12 protein-coding genes and 1 pseudogene are annotated in these 16,999 nt (G+C 72.1%); 7 read left to right on the plus strand and 6 right to left on the minus strand.

From position 1 onward, the window contains the following. Positions 1 to 22: 22 nt before the first annotated feature. The 5 genes from OHA17_RS02175 to OHA17_RS02195 all read left to right on the plus strand — a co-directional run bounded on the left by OHA17_RS02175 (position 23) and on the right by OHA17_RS02195 (position 8,131). Positions 23 to 268 carry a hypothetical protein gene (locus OHA17_RS02175; RefSeq protein WP_406503500.1) on the plus strand — a complete coding sequence of 82 codons (246 nt, stop codon included), beginning with the start codon at positions 23 to 25 and terminating at the stop codon, positions 266 to 268. Then, on the plus strand, positions 265 to 2,151 hold the full coding sequence (locus tag OHA17_RS02180) for a hypothetical protein (RefSeq protein WP_406503502.1): 1,887 nt from the start codon (positions 265 to 267) through the stop codon (positions 2,149 to 2,151). The genes OHA17_RS02175 and OHA17_RS02180 overlap by 4 nt, the downstream gene beginning before the upstream one ends. Then, complete coding sequence (locus OHA17_RS02185; protein WP_406503504.1) at positions 2,148 to 3,929, plus strand: TIR domain-containing protein; 1,782 nt, start codon at positions 2,148 to 2,150, stop codon at positions 3,927 to 3,929. The genes OHA17_RS02180 and OHA17_RS02185 overlap by 4 nt, the downstream gene beginning before the upstream one ends. Next, complete coding sequence (locus OHA17_RS02190; protein WP_406503506.1) at positions 3,926 to 7,585, plus strand: hypothetical protein; 3,660 nt, start codon at positions 3,926 to 3,928, stop codon at positions 7,583 to 7,585. Before OHA17_RS02185 ends, OHA17_RS02190 begins: the two co-directional genes overlap by 4 nt. A gap of 162 nt (positions 7,586 to 7,747) precedes the next feature. Further along, positions 7,748 to 8,131: a VOC family protein gene (locus OHA17_RS02195; protein ID WP_406503508.1), complete on the plus strand. Its 384-nt coding sequence runs from the start codon at positions 7,748 to 7,750 to the stop codon at positions 8,129 to 8,131. Between the two features lie 125 nt (positions 8,132 to 8,256). Here OHA17_RS02195 and OHA17_RS02200 read toward each other — a convergent pair. Beyond that, positions 8,257 to 8,550, minus strand: a pseudogene (locus tag OHA17_RS02200) (hypothetical protein); the annotation flags it as partial. Positions 8,551 to 8,970: 420 nt separating this feature from the next. Here OHA17_RS02200 and OHA17_RS02205 point away from each other — a divergent pair. Beyond that, the gene (locus OHA17_RS02205; protein ID WP_406503510.1) at positions 8,971 to 9,363 is read left to right on the plus strand and encodes a hypothetical protein; all 393 of its coding nucleotides are present in this window, start codon (positions 8,971 to 8,973) and stop codon (positions 9,361 to 9,363) included. 239 nt (positions 9,364 to 9,602) lie between these two features. Here the strand turns inward: OHA17_RS02205 and OHA17_RS02210 are convergent, their stop codons facing one another. Both OHA17_RS02210 and OHA17_RS02215 read right to left on the minus strand, forming a co-directional pair. Next, positions 9,603 to 9,818 carry a superinfection immunity protein gene (locus OHA17_RS02210; RefSeq protein WP_406503512.1) on the minus strand — a complete coding sequence of 72 codons (216 nt, stop codon included), beginning with the start codon at positions 9,816 to 9,818 and terminating at the stop codon, positions 9,603 to 9,605. A gap of 362 nt (positions 9,819 to 10,180) precedes the next feature. After that, the gene (locus tag OHA17_RS02215) at positions 10,181 to 11,290 is read right to left on the minus strand and encodes an aminotransferase class V-fold PLP-dependent enzyme (RefSeq protein ID WP_406503514.1); all 1,110 of its coding nucleotides are present in this window, start codon (positions 11,288 to 11,290) and stop codon (positions 10,181 to 10,183) included. 375 nt (positions 11,291 to 11,665) lie between these two features. Between OHA17_RS02215 and OHA17_RS02220 the strand changes: the two genes are divergently transcribed. After that, positions 11,666 to 12,133, plus strand: a complete 468-nt coding sequence (locus tag OHA17_RS02220; protein ID WP_406503516.1) for a hypothetical protein — start codon at positions 11,666 to 11,668, stop codon at positions 12,131 to 12,133. Positions 12,134 to 12,226: 93 nt separating this feature from the next. Here the strand turns inward: OHA17_RS02220 and OHA17_RS02225 are convergent, their stop codons facing one another. From OHA17_RS02225 to OHA17_RS02235, 3 genes are read right to left on the minus strand one after another with little or no spacing between them, the layout of a single operon-like run. Continuing rightward, positions 12,227 to 13,609, minus strand: a complete 1,383-nt coding sequence (locus tag OHA17_RS02225) for an MFS transporter (protein ID WP_406503518.1) — start codon at positions 13,607 to 13,609, stop codon at positions 12,227 to 12,229. Beyond that, the gene (locus OHA17_RS02230) at positions 13,606 to 15,615 is read right to left on the minus strand and encodes a PEP/pyruvate-binding domain-containing protein (protein WP_406503520.1); all 2,010 of its coding nucleotides are present in this window, start codon (positions 15,613 to 15,615) and stop codon (positions 13,606 to 13,608) included. The genes OHA17_RS02225 and OHA17_RS02230 overlap by 4 nt, the downstream gene beginning before the upstream one ends. Next, entirely contained in the window at positions 15,612 to 16,985 is a 1,374-nt protein-coding gene (locus OHA17_RS02235) for an acetyl-CoA carboxylase biotin carboxylase subunit family protein (protein ID WP_406503522.1), read from the minus strand. The genes OHA17_RS02230 and OHA17_RS02235 overlap by 4 nt, the downstream gene beginning before the upstream one ends. Positions 16,986 to 16,999 lie beyond the last annotated feature (14 nt).

Below are 16,999 nucleotides of genomic sequence, written 5' to 3' on the forward strand. Positions count from 1 at the left end.
TCCCGGACGCCTCAAGGGACTTGTGCCCCGCAAGCATCCCCAGGCCGATCGCGCCGGGCTGCTCGACCGGCTGCCGCCCGTGGAGCACAAGCCCGCGGCGGACGAGGACCAGCTCTTCGAGCAGAGCTCGCTCGCGCGGGTGCTGCTCCTGCTGGTGAAGGTGGACCAGGAAGCCGAGTACCTGCTGTGCCGGGAGCTGGCCGAGCACGCGCTCGGCACGGTCCCCGACCCCGGCGAGACACCGCAGGAGGGAGAGCACCACGCATGACCGGCACCAGCCGTGACCACACGTTCCAGGAGATCCGCCCCGTGCAGTCGCTCCACGCGCCTGCCTTCGAGTTCACCGAGGTCACCGGGCACGGGGACTTCGCCGAGCACGACAGGCGGCTTGAGGAGCTGGCCCGCGAGGCGGCCGCCGCGGTCGCTTCGGAGACCGCCCTGGTCCTCGCACCGCCCGTGGCCTCGCTCCTGGAGATGTCCCTCGACCTCGGCAGCGACGACGAGGACCTCCTGGAGGACGCCCGGGCGAACGCCGCCGCGCGGGAGTACGAACTCGCCCTTGAGCTGCTCGACGAGTACCTGGGCGCGCATCCCGAGCACCAGGAGGGGCGCTATCTGCGCGCGTACTGCCTCTACCACCTGAACGGGCAGGGCCAGTTGGAGGCCCTGCGCATCCTGCGCCCGCTGCGCGAGACGCCCCCGGCCGACGACGGCCTGCGCGACCGGATCGGGGACCTGCGCCGTGAACTGCGCCGCCGGCTCACCCCGGCCGAAGTCACCGCCTACACCCAGTCCGTGCGCACCGACCCCCGGGGCGCGCTGGCCCGCGTCGAGGCGTTCCTTGAGCTGGCTCCCGAGGAGGGCACCCTGTCCTACCTCCTCGCCCTCGGCCAGGCGCGCGGCGGTGATCTGGAGCGGGCGCTCGACACCGCGGAGCGGGGCGCGGCGCAGGCGGACGTGGACGGCGAGCAGGTGGCCGCGCTCGCGCGCAGACTGCGGCTCGCGCTGCTCGCGCCCCATGCCGCGCCGGCCGTCTCCGCGTTCAAGACGGGTGATCTGGACCGTGCCCGGCGCGAGCTGGCGCGGATGGATCCCCGGTGGCGCCGCAGCGTCGTCGTCGACGACTTCGACGCCTATCTGGCCCTCCTGCTCGGCCGGACGGACCGGCGCGCCGCTCCCCCGGCGCCGCGGCTGCCCGCCGACCGCACCGAGGACCTGTACTCGCTCATCGCCGACGCCGACGGGCAGCGCGCCGCCGACCTGATGCGCGCCGGCCAGGCCGAACAGGCCGAGCGGCTGCTCGCCCATGTGCTCGCGCTGGTGCCCCGCTTCCCGTGGCTCAACTTCCTCTACGCCGCCTGCCTCTACCGGCTGCTGCGGGACCCGGACCGGGCGGCCGCCTGCGCCGAGATCGCGCTGCGCGACCCGACCCTCGCTCAGGCCCGCGAGCTCCTGGAGACGATCAAGAGCTGGCAGGAGGCCTCGCTCGTCAACCCCGTGGTGGACGCGTACGTCGCCGCGATGGAATCCGTGCGCGGTGGAGTGAGCGTCGAACGGCTCGCGGCTCTGCGGCTACGGCTGGTCGACCTGGAGCGGACCATCCCCGCCCTGTCCGCGGCGGTCCACAGCGAGACGGGCGCGCAGATCGTCCGCGAGCTCGGGCAGGCCATCGGACAGCGGCTCGTGGAGATCGCCGACGCCATGGCCGTGGGAGGCCTCTACGAGAAGTATGACCGCCTCATGTCCGGCGTCAAGGGCGGCATCTCAAGCGCGCCCGACGCGGACCGGCTCGGGCACGCGCTGGACGGGATCGCCGCGGAGATCAAGAGCGCGCGCAAGGCGGCCGGGAAGGGCGCGGGCGACCAGCTCGACGAACTGGCCGCCCTGGTGGTCTCCCGCCGTGCGGAGGTCGAGAAGGTCAAGACGGGCATCGAAGTCTCCGCTCTCGTACGGCGGTTCAACCAGCTGGCCGAGGAGCAGTCCGATCCCCTGGCACGGCTGCGCGCCGATCCGTACGCGGTGCGCAGCCGGCTCAACGGCATCCTTGAGGACGCGCGCCGGCTGCGCCGCGGCGCCAAGCGCACCCTGGACGCCCGCGACCAGACGCTGCTCGACGAACTGATCGGGACGATCTCCAGGACGCTGCGATGACGCCGGCCGGGCAGGACGCCGCGCCGGCAGCGGGTGGCGTCGGGGCCGCGCCGCCGTCCGCCGCCGGGCAGTGGGACGTGTTCATCAGCTACGCCCGCGAGGACTACATCCAGGCCAAGGACCTGCACGACGCCCTCAGCGCCTGCGTGACCGCGCACGGCGGGGCGCCCAGGATCTACCTCGACGTGTCCCGCACCAGCGGCACCCCGCTGGGCGCGGACTGGCAGAGCTTCCTCGAAGAGGCCCTGCCCCGCAGCCGCCATGTGGTCGCGCTCTACTCGCAGACGTACTTCGACAAGCCCGTCTGCCAGTGGGAGCTGCACGAGGCGTACAAGCTGAACCCTCCCGAGGGCGGGCGGCTCGTTCCGCTGCTCATCGACCCGGGCGCCGCCGCGAAGGTTCCCTACATCGTGAACCGGATCAACTGGATCCCCACCTCGCGGCCGCACTGGATCGACGAGGTGCGCGGGGCCGTGGGGCTGCTCCCCGCCGGGACGCGCACCACCCTGCGGTTCGACACCTCGGTCGCCGAGGCGGTCGTCGGCCACACGCTGGCGCCCGTGAGCGTCACCGGCTCCGTACCGGAGGGCACCCCGCCGTGGCCGGTCGACGGCACGGTCACCGTCAGCGCCGAGCCGGCCGGGGCCGAGCTGACCGGCACGCTCACCGCGCCGGTCGTGCGGAACGCGGCCGTCTTCACCGACCTCGCGTTCCGGACCGCCACGGCGGAGGTTCGGCTCGTCGCGACGGCCCCCGGCTGCGAGCCCGCCTCCACCGCGCCCTTCCCGGTGCGGGCGCCCGAGGAGCCGCCCTCCTGGGACGCGGCCGACCGGCCCGCCCTCGCCGCGCGCGGACGCCCGGTGTTCTTCCCCGACGGCCGGGCGCTCGCCGTCCTGGACGGCCGGGGCCTGACCGTCCACACGGCGGGGCACGAGGCCGCCAGCACCGCTCAGTTGCGGGACCGGCCCCGGCTGTGGGCGCGCGGGCGGCGCTGTCTCGCCGTCGCCGACTGGTCGGGCCGAGTGGTGCTTGCCGACCCGGACGGCCAGCTCCGCGCCGTGGACCTGCCGGCCCGGCACGGCGGGCGCTTCAACGTGCCAGGGGCGCTGGCCTTCGGCCCGGACGACACCTTGTACATCGGCCTGTGGGGAGGGACGGTCTGGCGCCTCCCGCTCGACGGCGGCACACCGGAGCGGGTGCTCGAACACCGCGCGGGCGTCCAGGTGTTGGCGGCCGAGAGCGACGGCCTGCTGGTGGGCGGCCTGGACGGCGGACTCACCCGCTACACGGGCGGCCGGGCCGGGGCGGAGCACACCTTGGAGCCCCTGCTGCTCGCCATGGCCCGGGTGCGGGACTTCGTGCTGGTCGTCGGCGAGCAGCGGATCCACCGCCTCGACCCGGCCGGGGGGCGGCTGCTCCAGGTCTCCCAGCCCGTCGGCGCGGTCACCGCGACGCTGCCGGGCGGGGAGCTGACCGCGATCGTCGACGCGGCGGGCCACGGCGTGTGCTTCGATGCCGAACTGGCGGTACGCGTCGGCTTCCACACGGTGCCGGGTGCCCGGCCGGTGGCCGCTGCCCGGGACGGATGGCTGCTGGTCCTCGAATACCCCGACGGCTCGCACGCGCTGGTGCGCGAGGGCCGTACGACGTATGTGTCGAGGCATCCGATGACGCTGTCCCCGGACGGGCTGCGGGCCGCGGTGTCGGACGGGGAACGACTCCTCGTCGTGCCGCCCGAGGAGCTGGGCGGCGGCCCGGCGGAGGGGAAGCGGGCATGAGGTCCCCGAGGGCGCTGGAGGGCCGGCCCGACGTGCTGTGGCGCATGACCGGGCAGCTGTGGGCCGACTTCGAGCAGCAACTCCCGCTCACCCAGGGGCAGTTGGACGCCGTCGTCGAGGCCTGCTTCCGGATCGGCGTGTATCCCGCGACCGAGCCCGCACAAGCCCTGACCCTGCTGGCCCGCGCCCACCGCCTCGACAACGCCAACCCCAAGCACCCCTACCACGTAGGGCTGCTCTATCTGCGTCACGGACGCCTTGAGGCCGCCGCCCGCTGGCTGACGGCGGCCGCCGAGCTGTCTCCCGCCAACCACCGCATCTGGGCCCATCTGAGCCTCGCGCACCGGCAGCTCGACGAGGCCCGCGCCGGATCCGACGGCTACGGCGGCGACGACCGCAGCCGTGCGGAGGCGATCGCCGACACGATCCGCGCGGGCCGCGACGACTTCGACCCGGAGGGCGCGACACCGCTGCCGCTGCTGCGGCCCGGCGAGTGCCGCTGGTCCGGCGTCCGCGACATGGCGGCCGACGGACGGCTGCGCGGCCGGACCGCCGAGCGGAGCCGGGACGTACTCGCCGTCGAGCTGGCGGACATCGCCGAACTCGCGGGCCGACGCCGGGGCGGGACGGCCGCGTTCACCGTGCTCGCCGTGCAGTGGATGGTGTACGGCTATCCGACCGCGACGGTACGCCGCCTGGCGGGAGGGCTGCCGCAGGAGGACGGGCCTGCGATCCGCCTGCTGCACCTGGTCTGCGACCTGTTCGAGACCGACCGCACCGAACTCCCCGAGCGGCTCGCGGCCTGCCTCGCGGACGGGTCGCTGCCCGACACGCTCACCGCGCTCATCCATCGGCAACGGCTGTTCTGGCGGCCGCTGCGCTTCCCGGACCTCGGCGCCCACGCGGCGGCCAGGGCCTTCACGGACGGCGATCCCGCCCGGCACGAGAAGGCCCTGCGTTCCGCGGAGCGGGCGCTCGGCGCGGGGCCGCCCGAGCCGATGCGCGATGTGGTGGCGCCGACCGCTTCCGCAAAGGCGCCGGCAGGGCCCGATGAGCGGCTCGCGGCGTTCGAGGAGGCGGCCGCCCGGCTCGGCGCCCTCAGCGACGACGCGGTCGGCCACGCCAAAGCGTTGGCGAAGGGCGCGCTCGGGGACGCCGCGGACTTCGCCCGGGTCTCGGGCGACAAGGAAATCCTGACAGTGCTGGTCGGCCGTCTGGAGGGAGTGCGACAGGCGTGGCTGGAGGCGCTCCAGCGGTTCAAGGACGCCGAACCGGCCGGTCTGATCATGGAGTTCGAGGAGTTCCGCCGGCGGGTGGAGGAGTGCGAGGCGCTGTTCCAGCAGCCACTGGGCAGTCTGCGCAGCATCCTGACCAAGAAGGTCGAGCGCAACCTGACCGCCAAGTCAGCGCAGTTCGCGGGGGTCGAGCCCGCTCCCTCCACCCACGCCCTGGATCTCGGGGAGCGCCTGTCGGTACTGGAGACGGAGCAGCCTCCTGGGACCGCGACCGGAGCCGGCGCGCCGCCCGCCGACCGGATCCCCGCCCCCGCGCCACCGCCCGCCCACGCCGGCCCGCGTGAGCGGGTCGCCCACGCCCTGGAAGCCGCCGAGGCCCGCCTCGACGCCAACTTCGACGACGCCTGGCGGACGCTGGACGCCTATCCGCCCGAACTGCGGCACCGCGAGGCGGTCACCTTGCTGCGCACCTACCTCGGCGGGCAGCAGGCCGAGTCCGATCTGCGCCTGGGACGCACCACGGCCGCCCGGCGGCGCTGGGGCGCCATGCTGAAGGACGACCCGCTCCACCCCGGCGTGCTGCGCAACCTCGCGGTGGCGCACACCTCCGCGGGCGACCTCGCCCCGGCCGCGCAGGCGTGGCGCCGCCATCTCGAAGCGCTGTACCTCAAGGACCTGGCCCACGGCGACATCCGGCGCGGGGCCGCCGAGCGCGCGGAGGTGCACCGCATCCTGGCCGGATCCTTCGGCACGGCCCCGCTCTGCGCGGGTTCGGCGCCCGACAGCGAACTCGACGGTGACCTGCGCGAGGTGCCGCCGGTCCTGGCCGGCACCGGCAAGGTCGCGATCGCCACCGCCCATCTGCGCCTCGAAGAGCTCAACCACACGCTCTCCCACCGCAGCCCGACCCTGCTGCTCGGGGTCGGCCGCTCGGTGGGAGAGGCAGAGCTGGCCACCGCCCGTGACCGCGGCACGGACGCCGTCGAGGCGGCCGTACGAGAGCTGCCGGCCCGGGTGCGTGAGCCGTTCGCGAAGCTGTGCCGACAGCGGATCGAGGAGGCGTACCGAGACGCGTCACAGACGCACGGGCGCACCCGCAGGCCCGGCGACGAGGCCGAGGAGCAGGCGCACGAGAAGTGGGTGCGCGGCCGCATCCTGTGGCGGCTGCGGCTCGTGCGGGCGCTGACCGGAGCGGAGGCGGAGTGGCCGCTCACCGAGTACTCCGGCGATGTGATCGCGAACCTGCGCCTCGTGGACGCGATGCCGCTGGACCCGGCGAACGAGGTGGTGCAGCGCGCCGCGAGGCTCCTCGGCATCCCGGGTGACCCGGCCGAAACCATCGGTCGCCACAACCAACTCGCCCAGCTGGCCTGCCAGTTCGCGCTGAGGCACATCTTCGACGCGGCCGAGGAGACCTCCGCGGGTGCGGCCACGCAGGACTTCCCCGAGCGGTTCCGGCGTACCGCCCGCTCCTGGGGGCGCAACGGCGACGCCATTCCGGAACGGTACGTGGACCTCCTCGACGACCCGGTGCAGCTCTACCGTCCCTCCGCGCGCTCCGCGTTCGCCATCCTGGAGACGTCGGCGGTGCCCGGCGACGAGGCCGAGCGCCGCGTGGTCGCGGCCGCCGTGACCGGTCTCGAACGGTGGGTGGCGCGGCTGCCCGGCGCCACCGGACCCGCCCGCGCCCTGGCCAGGCTGCTCGCCAGCCTCGATCGGCACAACGAGGTCCTGGAGGTGCTGTCGACGGCCCGCCGCGAGGCGTTCGGCGAGTTCGGGCGCCGCAGACTCGCGGTGTCGTTCGTCCGCCACGACATCGCCCGCGGTGAGTACGCCGAGGCCGTCACGCAGCTGCGGGCGCTCCTGGACGGCGGCTTTGACGACGAGCGGGTGCGCAATCTGCTGATCGAGGCGTACAACCACTGGATCAGCTCGGGCCGGCAGGTGCCCCCGGCCCGGCGCATCGCCGAGGACCTCGCGCGGTGGAACGACCCCGAGACGGTCGACAGCCGCCGCGTCCTGGTCGTCGCGGCGACCATGGCCGCGCACCGGGACCGCCCCGACGGGGCCGGGGTCGGCCCGCTCGTGGACGAACTGCGCGAGCTGTGGGAGACGGATCCGGGCAATACGGAGGCCCGTTACCAGCTGGTCCACGCTCTGTACGGGCACGCCTGGCAGGTCCGCGAACAGATCCGGTCCGCTGCGGGCGGCCGCCGCCGCACCCTGCGGGACCAGCTCGACGTGATCCGCGCGGAGTGCGAACAGCACGCCACCGGCCTCCTCGGTACCGGGGAGGCCAGATTCGCCGGGGGCGAGGCCGGTTCGCAGGAACTCGTCACCGACTCCGGCGCCCTCAAGGACGAGACCCGGCGCGCGAAGTTGCAGGAAATCCTCCGCGCGGTACGCCCCGACCGCGCCTGACCGAGCGACGGGACCTCGATGCTCCAAGGCCACCGTATGGTCCGAGGCCACCCAACATCGCGGCGCACAGATCTGGCGCCGCATCAGGCAACGTTCGCCCGGTCGTGTCGTGCGGGAGGGGCTGCGGCATCGTTGTGTGCGGGGCCGGGGATAGGCTCAAGCATGCGATCTCGAACAGGCGGCATGTGGTGGGGCACCACGATCGAAGCGCCAGATCCCAGCGGCTTGGCGAGGTTCTACGCCGATCTCCTCGACTGGCACATCGGGCACGAGGAGCCGGGAACAGCCATCGTCGCTGCCTCCCCGCAGGGACCGTTCTTCGTGTTCCAGCAGGCGGATGGCTATCGGGCTCCGGTGTGGCCACCGGCCGACGGCGACCAGCGCCCGATGATGCACTTCGACTTCCAGGTCGGAGACCTGGACTCGGCGGTCGCCGAGGCAGTCGCCCTGGGCGCCACCGTTGCGGAGTTCCAGCCGCAGGAAAACGTCCGGGTGCTCTTCGACCCGGCCGGCCACCCCTTCTGCCTGTGCCGCGACGACGAATGAATCAGGCAACGTTTGCCCTGCTGACGACTCGTGCGGGCGCTCCTCGGCGGCATGGCTGTTCCGCCAGACGATGATGTAGCGGCGGATCATGCTGCCTGAACCTTGTGGCCGGCGTGGGCGGCGCCGTGACCGTAGAGCTGGTCCTTACCCAGGCCGTAGGCGGCGAACAGGTCTCGCACTCCGTGCGGGCGGGTGTAGGTCGCCCGTCGGCGGGGTCTCGGTTGGCGGTCGGGATTCTTATGTCTCCCGCCGCATTCGGCCCACTGCCGGCCGGGCACGTCCCACACCCGGTCATCACTGCTGAACGTCCCCTCGGCGATCCGTGACACGGGCGTGGACTGCGCGGACGACAACACCATCTGAGCACGGCGCCAGGTCACCACCGACCCGGTGCCCCTGCGGGCGACGACCCGCAGCAGCCGTCCCTTTCATCGTCAATCGCCCGCAACGCCCTGGTGACGGCTGCCCGTTCAGACCGGCAGGTCGCTCAGCCAACCCCGCCCTTCCCCCGGCGACCCAACAGCCGGGCACAGTACGCCAGTTGAGACGTGGACAGCTCAAGAATCCGCCGCCGGGAAGCGCATGCGAACGACTTTCGCCCATTGCGAGGGGCAACTTCTCAGTGGTGGCGCGGATTGTTGCCAGCATGGTCCGGACATCACGCCAGCCTTCAAGGACGGGCACGAGAGTGCCGCGCTTCTTGGAGGGATGGCACCACCACACGAAGGGGTCCACTGATGAATCGAACCCTCGGAACGGTTCTCACCACAGCCGTGTTGGTCGCGACCGCCCAAGCCGGGATAGCCGCATCACCGGCTGCTGCCAGTTCCGTCCAGAACATGATCAAGAACGCGGCCACCGGCAAGTGTCTGCAGGGGACGGACAACGGCACCCCATACGCTCACGAAGTGAAGATGGTGCCCTGTACGCGCAGCAATCCGGCCATCTGGTGGGGGCTCACCGCCGGCGAGATCATGATGGTGCGCGCCGGCGGAAGTGCCAGCCAGGTCTGTCTGAGCATCCCGAAGTCACCCAAGGGGGACTTCGCCCATGACGTGGTGACGGCGCGCTGCGGAGATCTGGACTACAACCAGAGCTTCACCACGATCCGTGGCACGAGCACGATCGGGTCCCCCGAACCCTGCTACGTCGGCCACTACTCCTCCAGTGACACCTGGGCTTCCTGCTACGTCAGCAGCGGGAACAACACCAAGTGGACGTGGCTCTCCTAGCTGGTACTTGAGCGAGGCCCACTCTCTGTGCAGGCCGACAGATGTGCTCTTCGAGAACGAAGAGGTCCCGGGGAGTCTCGCGCGCGAAAGCGGCACGCAGGCCCAGTCCTTCTCTCGCCGCAGTGATGGCCGTGCATGCGGGCCGCGCCCGCATGCACGGCTGGACGATCCCCCCTCACGCGAAGAGAGGCAGGATCGCCGGTACGAGGTCTGTAAGGTCACACCAGACCGCCCCGGGATCAGACGGGCAACTGTCGCGGCCGAACCGGCCGCGTCGCCAGGAACAGAGCCACCAGCCACCCGAGGAAAGTCGCCCCCAGGACGACGTTGACGGTGAGAACCACCCAACGGCTTTGCACGCCTCGGCGGAACGCGATGTACGTCGGCAGCAGGTAAAGCACGAAAGCCAGCGCGGCGAGCAGAACAACCTCCACCGGCCCTATGTCCCCGAACACTGCGAACTGCCTCCTTGGCTGCCACTCAAACCCACCGGTCCAGCGTACTCATGCGGCGTGCCCGCGAGCAGGTGTATCCGTTTGGCACGCCAGTTGGCGTCCGGCTCGAACAACGCCGCCGGCCCGTCACCGATGGCATCGGCAGAGGGGGCGCATCTGGCCGTCCGGAACACCGTTCGTATCGGCGAGGGGCGAATGAGCGTGGCTGCCGTCCTTGTTGAAGCTGTAGCTGACCCTGGGTGTGGCCGTCGCGGTGGGTGCCGTGGCGGCGAGCAGGGCGGTCGATGCCATGGCGACTCCGAGCGCGGTAGCGAGTCACGGCCCCTCCGCCCGCTCGCGCAGCCACCCACCGGCCACCGCTGTCAGTCCGGAAGGAGCTCGCCCAGCCTGGCGAGGATGGCTTCGATTTCGGCGGGTGCCAGAGGTACGAGTTCAGGTAGCAGCTCTTCCCTGCCCTCCCGGCCGGACATGACCCAGATCGACGGTGAACCGGCCCGCAGCGCGGTGCCCAGAGCGGCGGCGTCCATTCCCGATACGGCGGGGTCCACCTCCAGCCCGGCGCGTTCAAAGGGCAGCCCGGTCGGATCAGGGACGGACTCGGCGGTGATTCCGCGAAGGGCGCCGGCCCGCGCGACGAAGTCCGCCACCTTGTCCGCCTGTTGCTGCCGCCACGCCGCCATGTCCAGTTCCTGTCGCGCCTCTAGCGCGGCGAGGACGCCGATGACGGCTTCCTTGCTCGCCTTCATCGCACGGCCGATGCCCCGCTCCTGCGCCCGGACCGCCGCCACCAGGCGGGCTCGGCCCACCACAAGCCCCGCAGTCGGAGACCCCAGGTACTTCTGCCCGCTGACGGTCACCAAGTCCGCCCCCGTACCGAGGAGTTCCTCGATCCGGAAGTCCTGGGCGGCACCGTCGATGACGACGGGGACCCCGCGACGATGCGCGACTGCCACTGCTTCGGAACACTCGACACCGGCCCCGCGCACGAGGCGGGACGACACCAGCAGCAGGCACGCGACATCGGGACGTGAGAGGCCCGCCTCCAGGTCTGCCGACGTGTACGCCGCATCGGTCCCTACGCGAACGGGGACCGCACCCGCCAGTCGGACGGCCTGCTCGATGGGGTGTCCGTAGTTGACGGCGTGTCCCGCCGGGAGGACGACAGCCCGGGGCATACCGGTCGCGTCCGGCAACGCCGCGATGCGCTCCGGGGACTCCCCCGTCATCGCGGCTGCGACCGCGAGGGTGATCGCCGATGCCGTGCAGTGGACCACGGTCCCCGCCTCCGCCCCGGCGAACCGGGCGAGGGCCCGATCGGCCGCGTCCTGCAGTTCCTCCATCACGAAGAACTCCGACAACGCTGCGGCCACGGCGGTGGCAACGCCCTCCCCACTGCGCGAAACGCCCACCGGGGTGTACGGGCCCCGCGCGTTGATGATGCGAGTCAGGCCGTATGCGGCGTGCAGTCCCATGGACGACATCCTGCCCTTCACCAGAGTGATCGGTCGGTCCTCGCCCCGGCCGGAGCCTGAGCGGGCGAGCCGCCGACCGTACCGACTCTTCCGCCCCCGCTCCCCCAGTTTTCGGCCACCGCGTGAGAGACTCCTCCGGTATGGAATTGTCATGGACCGGACAGCCACACAGTCTCGGTGCGCACGATGATGGGGGACGACGCCATGAACAGATCCGCCTCCCGGCGCTTGGGCCGGGCCGGGGTCGCGCTGGGCGCAGCCCTGGCGTCGGTCGCACTCTGCGCCACGGTGAGTGCCGCGGCGCCCGATGGCACGGATGGCCTTACGGGTTCGGGCTCCGTTGCGCGAACAAGTACCCAACGCGCCTGCCCCGTCGTGTACTTCGACCTGGGCGAGACCCTCGTGCACACGGCCGACGACGGCAGCACCGGCTATCAGCCCGGCGCGGCCGCCTATCTGCGTGCCTTGCGCGAGCACCACATCAGGATCGGCCTGATCACCAACGTTCCGCCCTCCTGGGGCGCGACCGACGCCGAGCGTGCCGCCAGGCTGAAGAAGGAGGTCGACGCGACGTGGCGAGGCTCCGCGCCCTTCGCCTGGCAGGACTTCGGCGACCGGATCCTCACCCCGCGAACCGAGGCCGAACGCAAACCGGCACCGGTCCTCTGGCAGCGCGCGAAGGCCGACTCGGGGCGCTGCCGACTCGTCTACGAGGCGGAGACGACCGAGGAGGTCGACGTCGCCGGCTCGCTGGGCTACGTGCCCTACCAGGTGGGACAGCCGCACCGGCCCGCGTTCCTTCCCGTCGCGCTGATCGAACTCCTCGGCCGCCTGCCCCACTGACCCACGTCTGCGCCCGTACACCCGCTGCGGCGCTCATCCTTCCCGGGTGCGTACCTCAGCGGGTATCCGTCCGCGCTTCGGCCAGGTGTCCGACTACGGCCCGCGGCGTGCGTCTCCGGTCCGTCCGACCGGGTCACCGGTGCGATGCCCGACAGCCGCCGCATCCCTTGCCTCGACGTCAGGCGCCGGGGCCCCGGCCGCAGCGCGACCCCGTTTCACCACGTCGCCGCGCAGGAGCAGTTGAACGGCTCCGAGCAGCACCGCCGTCGCGAGCGCGCTGTGCCACAGCAGGGCGTCCAGGTGACCGGCGGAGACGTAGGCGCCCACGGCGATCGCGGCCAGGGCGCACACCGCGCGGTCCACGATGCTCTCGACCGAGAGGAGCGTGGCGCGCGGGGCGTTCACGGGCATGGCGTCGTTGACCAGCTTGCGCTGCACCGGGTACACGAAGCCGGTCGCCGCGGCGAACAGGCAGAGCAGAGCGACGACGGCCCAGGGTCCGACGAGAGTCATCGCCGCGAGGGTGCCCGCCAGCGCGAGGCTGAGGATCGACACCCAGGCGACCGGTGTCAGGCGACGGCTCAGCCACTGGGGACGGGCCGAGCCCACTGCCTCCGCCACCGTCATCGCGGCCAGCACTCCGCCGTGGGAAGCCTCCCCTATGCCGTGGTCCAACAGGATCGGCTGGAAGAGGTTGACCTGGCAGATGCGGGACAGCGTGAAGACCGCCACGCCCTGCACCATCACCAGGCCCAGCCATCGCGACGAGGCGACGCAGCGCAAAGCGGCGCCCGCGTCCCGCAGAAACGCCCGGCCCCTGCGCCCGCCGTCCTTCCGGGCGGCTGCCGCTTCCCGCGTCCCGCGGTCCGTCCCGGCGAGCCGGGGCAGCGCGACGGCGCAGGCGAGGGAGCCCGCGGCGCTGGCAGCGCTGAGCACGTACGGCGCCGTGTGGGCGACCGCCATCAGGGGCCCGACCAGCGGCCAGCACACGACCTTCGCCGCGAGCCCCCACGCCCGCGCGGTTCCCTCCGCCTTCAGATAGTGCTCCTCGCACTTCTCGGCCCGCAGCCCGTCGTACAGGTAGGCGCTCGCCGCCCCCGAGGTGAGCGAGCGGCCCATGGCGATGGCGAGGAAGTGGAGGAGGAAGCCGCCGTACGAGGCGCTGACCACGGGAGCCAGGTTGGCCGCCGTCATCACCACCGCGCCGGCCCGCAGGCAGTTGCGGGCGCCGATCCGGTCGGCGATCAGCCCGGTCGGGATCTCGAACAGGCAGAACGCCACGTAGTAGATGCTCTGGATGCCGAAGATCTGGCCGTCGGACAGTCCGGCCTGCTTCTGGTAGGCGTAGAACACCGGCATCCACCACAGCAGGTTGAACAGCAGCTGGAAGCCGTAGTTGAGCCGGATGATCCGGTGGGCGGTGTCCGTGAGGGCGCCCTCTCCCGTGCCGGGACGCGGCGCGAGGCGCGGGCTCACAGCGCGTACGGGCGGATCTGGACCAGCCGGAAGTCGCCCCGCTCGGTCATGAGCCACTCGATGTCCAGCGGCCTGTCCACGTCGGCCTCGCTGAAGTGGGACTGCAGGAGCCGCCCGGTCAGGGACAGGTCGGCGAGCCGGGCGCGGGTGGCGGCGGGCAGCCCGTCGCCCCAGGAGCCGAGGGCGACGGTGCGCCCGCCGCCCTCCACCGTGTTGTACAGGTACTGCTGGGGCAGGACCGAGCCCTCGACCACCCGCTCCGGGGAGCCGGGGGAACAGTTGAGGTAGACGTTGCGGAAGTCCGCGCGGCGGGTCGGGTCACAGGTCACCAGGACGCCGCCGAGAGAGGCGGGCACGTACTCCTGGATGATCACGCCCATGTACGTGTCGTCGAGGGAGATCCCCACCTGGTGGCGCAGTCGCACACTGCGGGGTGACACCAGGGAGGCCCACACCTGGCGTACCGCGTCCAGGAGTTCACCGGTGCCGTGGACGGTGGTGACGGAGTCGTAGACGCCGGCCGCGGAGAATCCGGGCAGGTCCTCGGCGTTGGACGAGGAGCGCACCACCAGGCGCCCGTGTGCGGCGGGCGGCGCGGGGAAGGCCTGGCTGATCTGCCGGATGACGGACTCGGGGACGGGCGTGTGCCGGATCAGCTGCTGGAGTTGCAGGCAGATCGGGTCCAGGACGTCGGTGGCGTCGAGTTCGAGTGCCATCTTCAGTTTGCCGATGCCCTGCTGGATGGCGGGCGAGGAGGCGAGGAAGTGCTGCTGGAGCGCGAAGGGGAGCGCCACGCCCTCCGGTGCGCCGACCGTCGCCGATACGAAGTCGGCCGCCCGGGCGCGGAGTTCGGGCAGGGAGGGCGCGTCGAGGCCGAGCCGGGTGGCGAGGTGGCCGTAGAGGTCGTCGCGCGGCGGGCGAGGCCGCCCGTAGAAGGCGATGAGGTCGGCGGTACGGCTGTCGAGCACGTGGTGCAGCTCGCCGAGGTTGGCCGCCTTCGTGCCGTAGCGGTCGCGGTCGGCGGCGCGCAGCCGGTGCAGGGCAAGCACGGGGGCGTCTTCGAGCAGGGGCGGTTCGAGGCGGATGCGCTGCTGGTGCCAGGCCGGCGCCCGCAGGACCGGTTCCTGGTCGAGCCGCTCCAGGGAGATCTCGTCCTCGCGCACCTGGTAGCGGACCCACGCGCCGTCCAGGTCGTCCTTCTCGACGAGCTGCTCCAGATCGCGCACGATCGCGTTGGGTATCCCCCAGCCGGAGGCCAGGACGTTGGTGTGGGAAAGGGGGGTGATCGGCGCGGTGTTGACGAATCCGGCCGCCCGGGGAACATCGTCGGGCAGGCACGGCATGGCCACGATGTCCACCCAGCCGAGACTTCCCGCCGCGGCCGCGTACTCCTCGTCCGTCCGGAAGAACCGCAGCCGCCCGATGGCCTCGCCGGGGTTCAGCGGTGTCCGGACCCTGGAGCCGAAGAGTTCGTGGCTCAGGATGCGCGGCAGGCGCTGTTCGCTGATCGCCGCCAGTTCCTCCTCCTGCGCGTGGTTGGCGGGCTTGAGCAGCACCGGGAGCCGGCCGTCGACCCGTTCCCGGACGAACTCGTAGAAGAATTCCAGTAGTTGGCCGTGCATGGTGTCGGCCTCGGTCGTCTCCAGGACGAGGAAGGTGCGTTCGCGGCCCTCGGCGTCCTCGTCGGTGTGCAGGGACAGCACACCGAGCAGAAACCGGCGTCCGGGGTCCGTGTAGACGGAGGCGTTGAACGCGTCCAGGGTCGCGTCCAGTTCGGCGAGTTCCATGCCCAGGACGCGGGTGGCGATGTAGTTGACGTGGAAGGGGTGTGTCGACGTGTCCAGCAGGTGCCAGGTGTTCTCGGCACGGTCGACGACGACCTTGAGGTAGGGGTGGCCGGCCAGCACCCCGGAAAGGGTGCGGAAGAGTGGCAGGGAGAGGTTCTCACCGACGACGGTACGGTCCGTGGCCGGCTCGCAGGCGCCGGTGAGCAGGTGGGCGGTCACGCGGAGACCTCCTCGGGCCGCACGGCGGGCAGGACCTGGGGCAGGGCGTCCACCAGCGTCTCGAAGTCACGGATCACCGTGCGCGCGTCGGTTGCGGAGAGCAGGCACAGGGCCGCCATGGTGTTGGCGCCCGCGGCCGGGTCGTAGACCGGTACGACGCTGCCGTCGGCGAGCGAACTCTCCGCGACCACCGACAGCTCGCTGCCCCGGCTGAGCGGCACGCCCTTGGCGACGACCGGGAAGTCCCAGACCTTGCGGTCGCCCCAGGCCTCGCCCCGGCCGTCGACCGCGAGGACGACGAGGGAGCCCGCCGCGCCGCGCGCCTGCGCCGGGGTGAGGGCCTGCCCGGGCCACTGGACCGGGCGTCCGACGAGGTGGTCGACGAGCATGCCGACGAGGTCGAGCCCGAAGACGTCCTCGATCTGCGGCACCGTCATCGCACCGCCGAACCGGGCGGCCGTCTCGATCAGCCACATGCTGCCGTCCGCGCCGAGCTTGATCTCGGTGTGCGTTCCGCAGTCCCGCAGGCCGAGGGCATCGACCGCCTGCCGCGCGAGCGCCACCACGCGGTCCTGGGCATCTGGGGACAGCAGGGCGGGGGTGATGCCGGCGCGCTCGGTGAACGGCTCGACCGTGGGCATCCGGCCGCTGACGCAGACCGGGTGGAAGGTGCCGTCCGCCACCACGCCCTCGACGCTGACGTAGTCGCCCCAGCCAGGCTCGTCGAACCAGTCCGACGCGGTGCCGGTGACGATCCGCTCCACCACGAAGTGGCCCTGCGCCTCGGCGACGTGGAGTTCGGCGTACCCCAACTGGGCCGATTCGGCCATGACTTGGCGCGAGCGGTGCCAGGCGGCGGACAGTTCGTGCGGGGCGCGGATGATCTGATGCGCGGTGGAGCCGGCGCTCCAGGCCGCCTTGAGGAGCAGCGGGAAGGGCAGCACAGCGGCCGCCTCGTGCAGGTCCGCCTCGGTGTCCACAGCACGGAACTCGGGCTGCGGAAGCCGGTGTTCCCGCCAGGTGCGGCGCATCAGCCGCTTGTCGCGAGCGAGCGCGGCGGCGCCGCCGGCCCCTTTGAGCCCGAGCACCTCGCACGCCTCGGCGACGGCCACGACCGCGTATTCGGAGAAGGTGAGCACCGCGTCCGCGTCCATGCCCTCGGCCCGCGAGACGATCAGGGACACCAGGTCGGAGCGCTCCGCGTCGGCGGGGGTCACGATCGAGGCGCACAGTTCTCGGGCGGAGCGTGCCACGCCGGGAGGAAGAGCGCTGAGCGCCAGCAGGTGCACTTCCGCCCTCGCGGCCGTCCGGGACAGGACGTGACCGAGCGGCGGACCACCCTTGGCATGCACTAACAGCACCTTGCTCACTGAAGTTCGTCTCC

The sequence above is a fragment of the Streptomyces sp. NBC_00212 genome (assembly GCF_045206365.1).
GTDB lineage: Bacteria > Actinomycetota > Actinomycetes > Streptomycetales > Streptomycetaceae > Streptomyces.

What these genes read in the sequence shown, in the direction of transcription:
- OHA17_RS02180 (WP_406503502.1), top strand. Translation starts at nt 265, where the DNA reads ATGACCGGCACCAGCCGTGACCACACGTTCCAGGAGATCCGCCCCGTG.
- OHA17_RS02185 (WP_406503504.1), top strand. Translation starts at nt 2,148, where the DNA reads ATGACGCCGGCCGGGCAGGACGCCGCGCCGGCAGCGGGTGGCGTCGGG.
- OHA17_RS02190 (WP_406503506.1), top strand. Translation starts at nt 3,926, where the DNA reads ATGAGGTCCCCGAGGGCGCTGGAGGGCCGGCCCGACGTGCTGTGGCGC.
- OHA17_RS02195 (WP_406503508.1), top strand. Translation starts at nt 7,748, where the DNA reads ATGCGATCTCGAACAGGCGGCATGTGGTGGGGCACCACGATCGAAGCG.
- OHA17_RS02205 (WP_406503510.1), top strand. Translation starts at nt 8,971, where the DNA reads ATGATCAAGAACGCGGCCACCGGCAAGTGTCTGCAGGGGACGGACAAC.
- OHA17_RS02215 (WP_406503514.1), bottom strand. Translation starts at nt 11,290, where the DNA reads ATGGGACTGCACGCCGCATACGGCCTGACTCGCATCATCAACGCGCGG.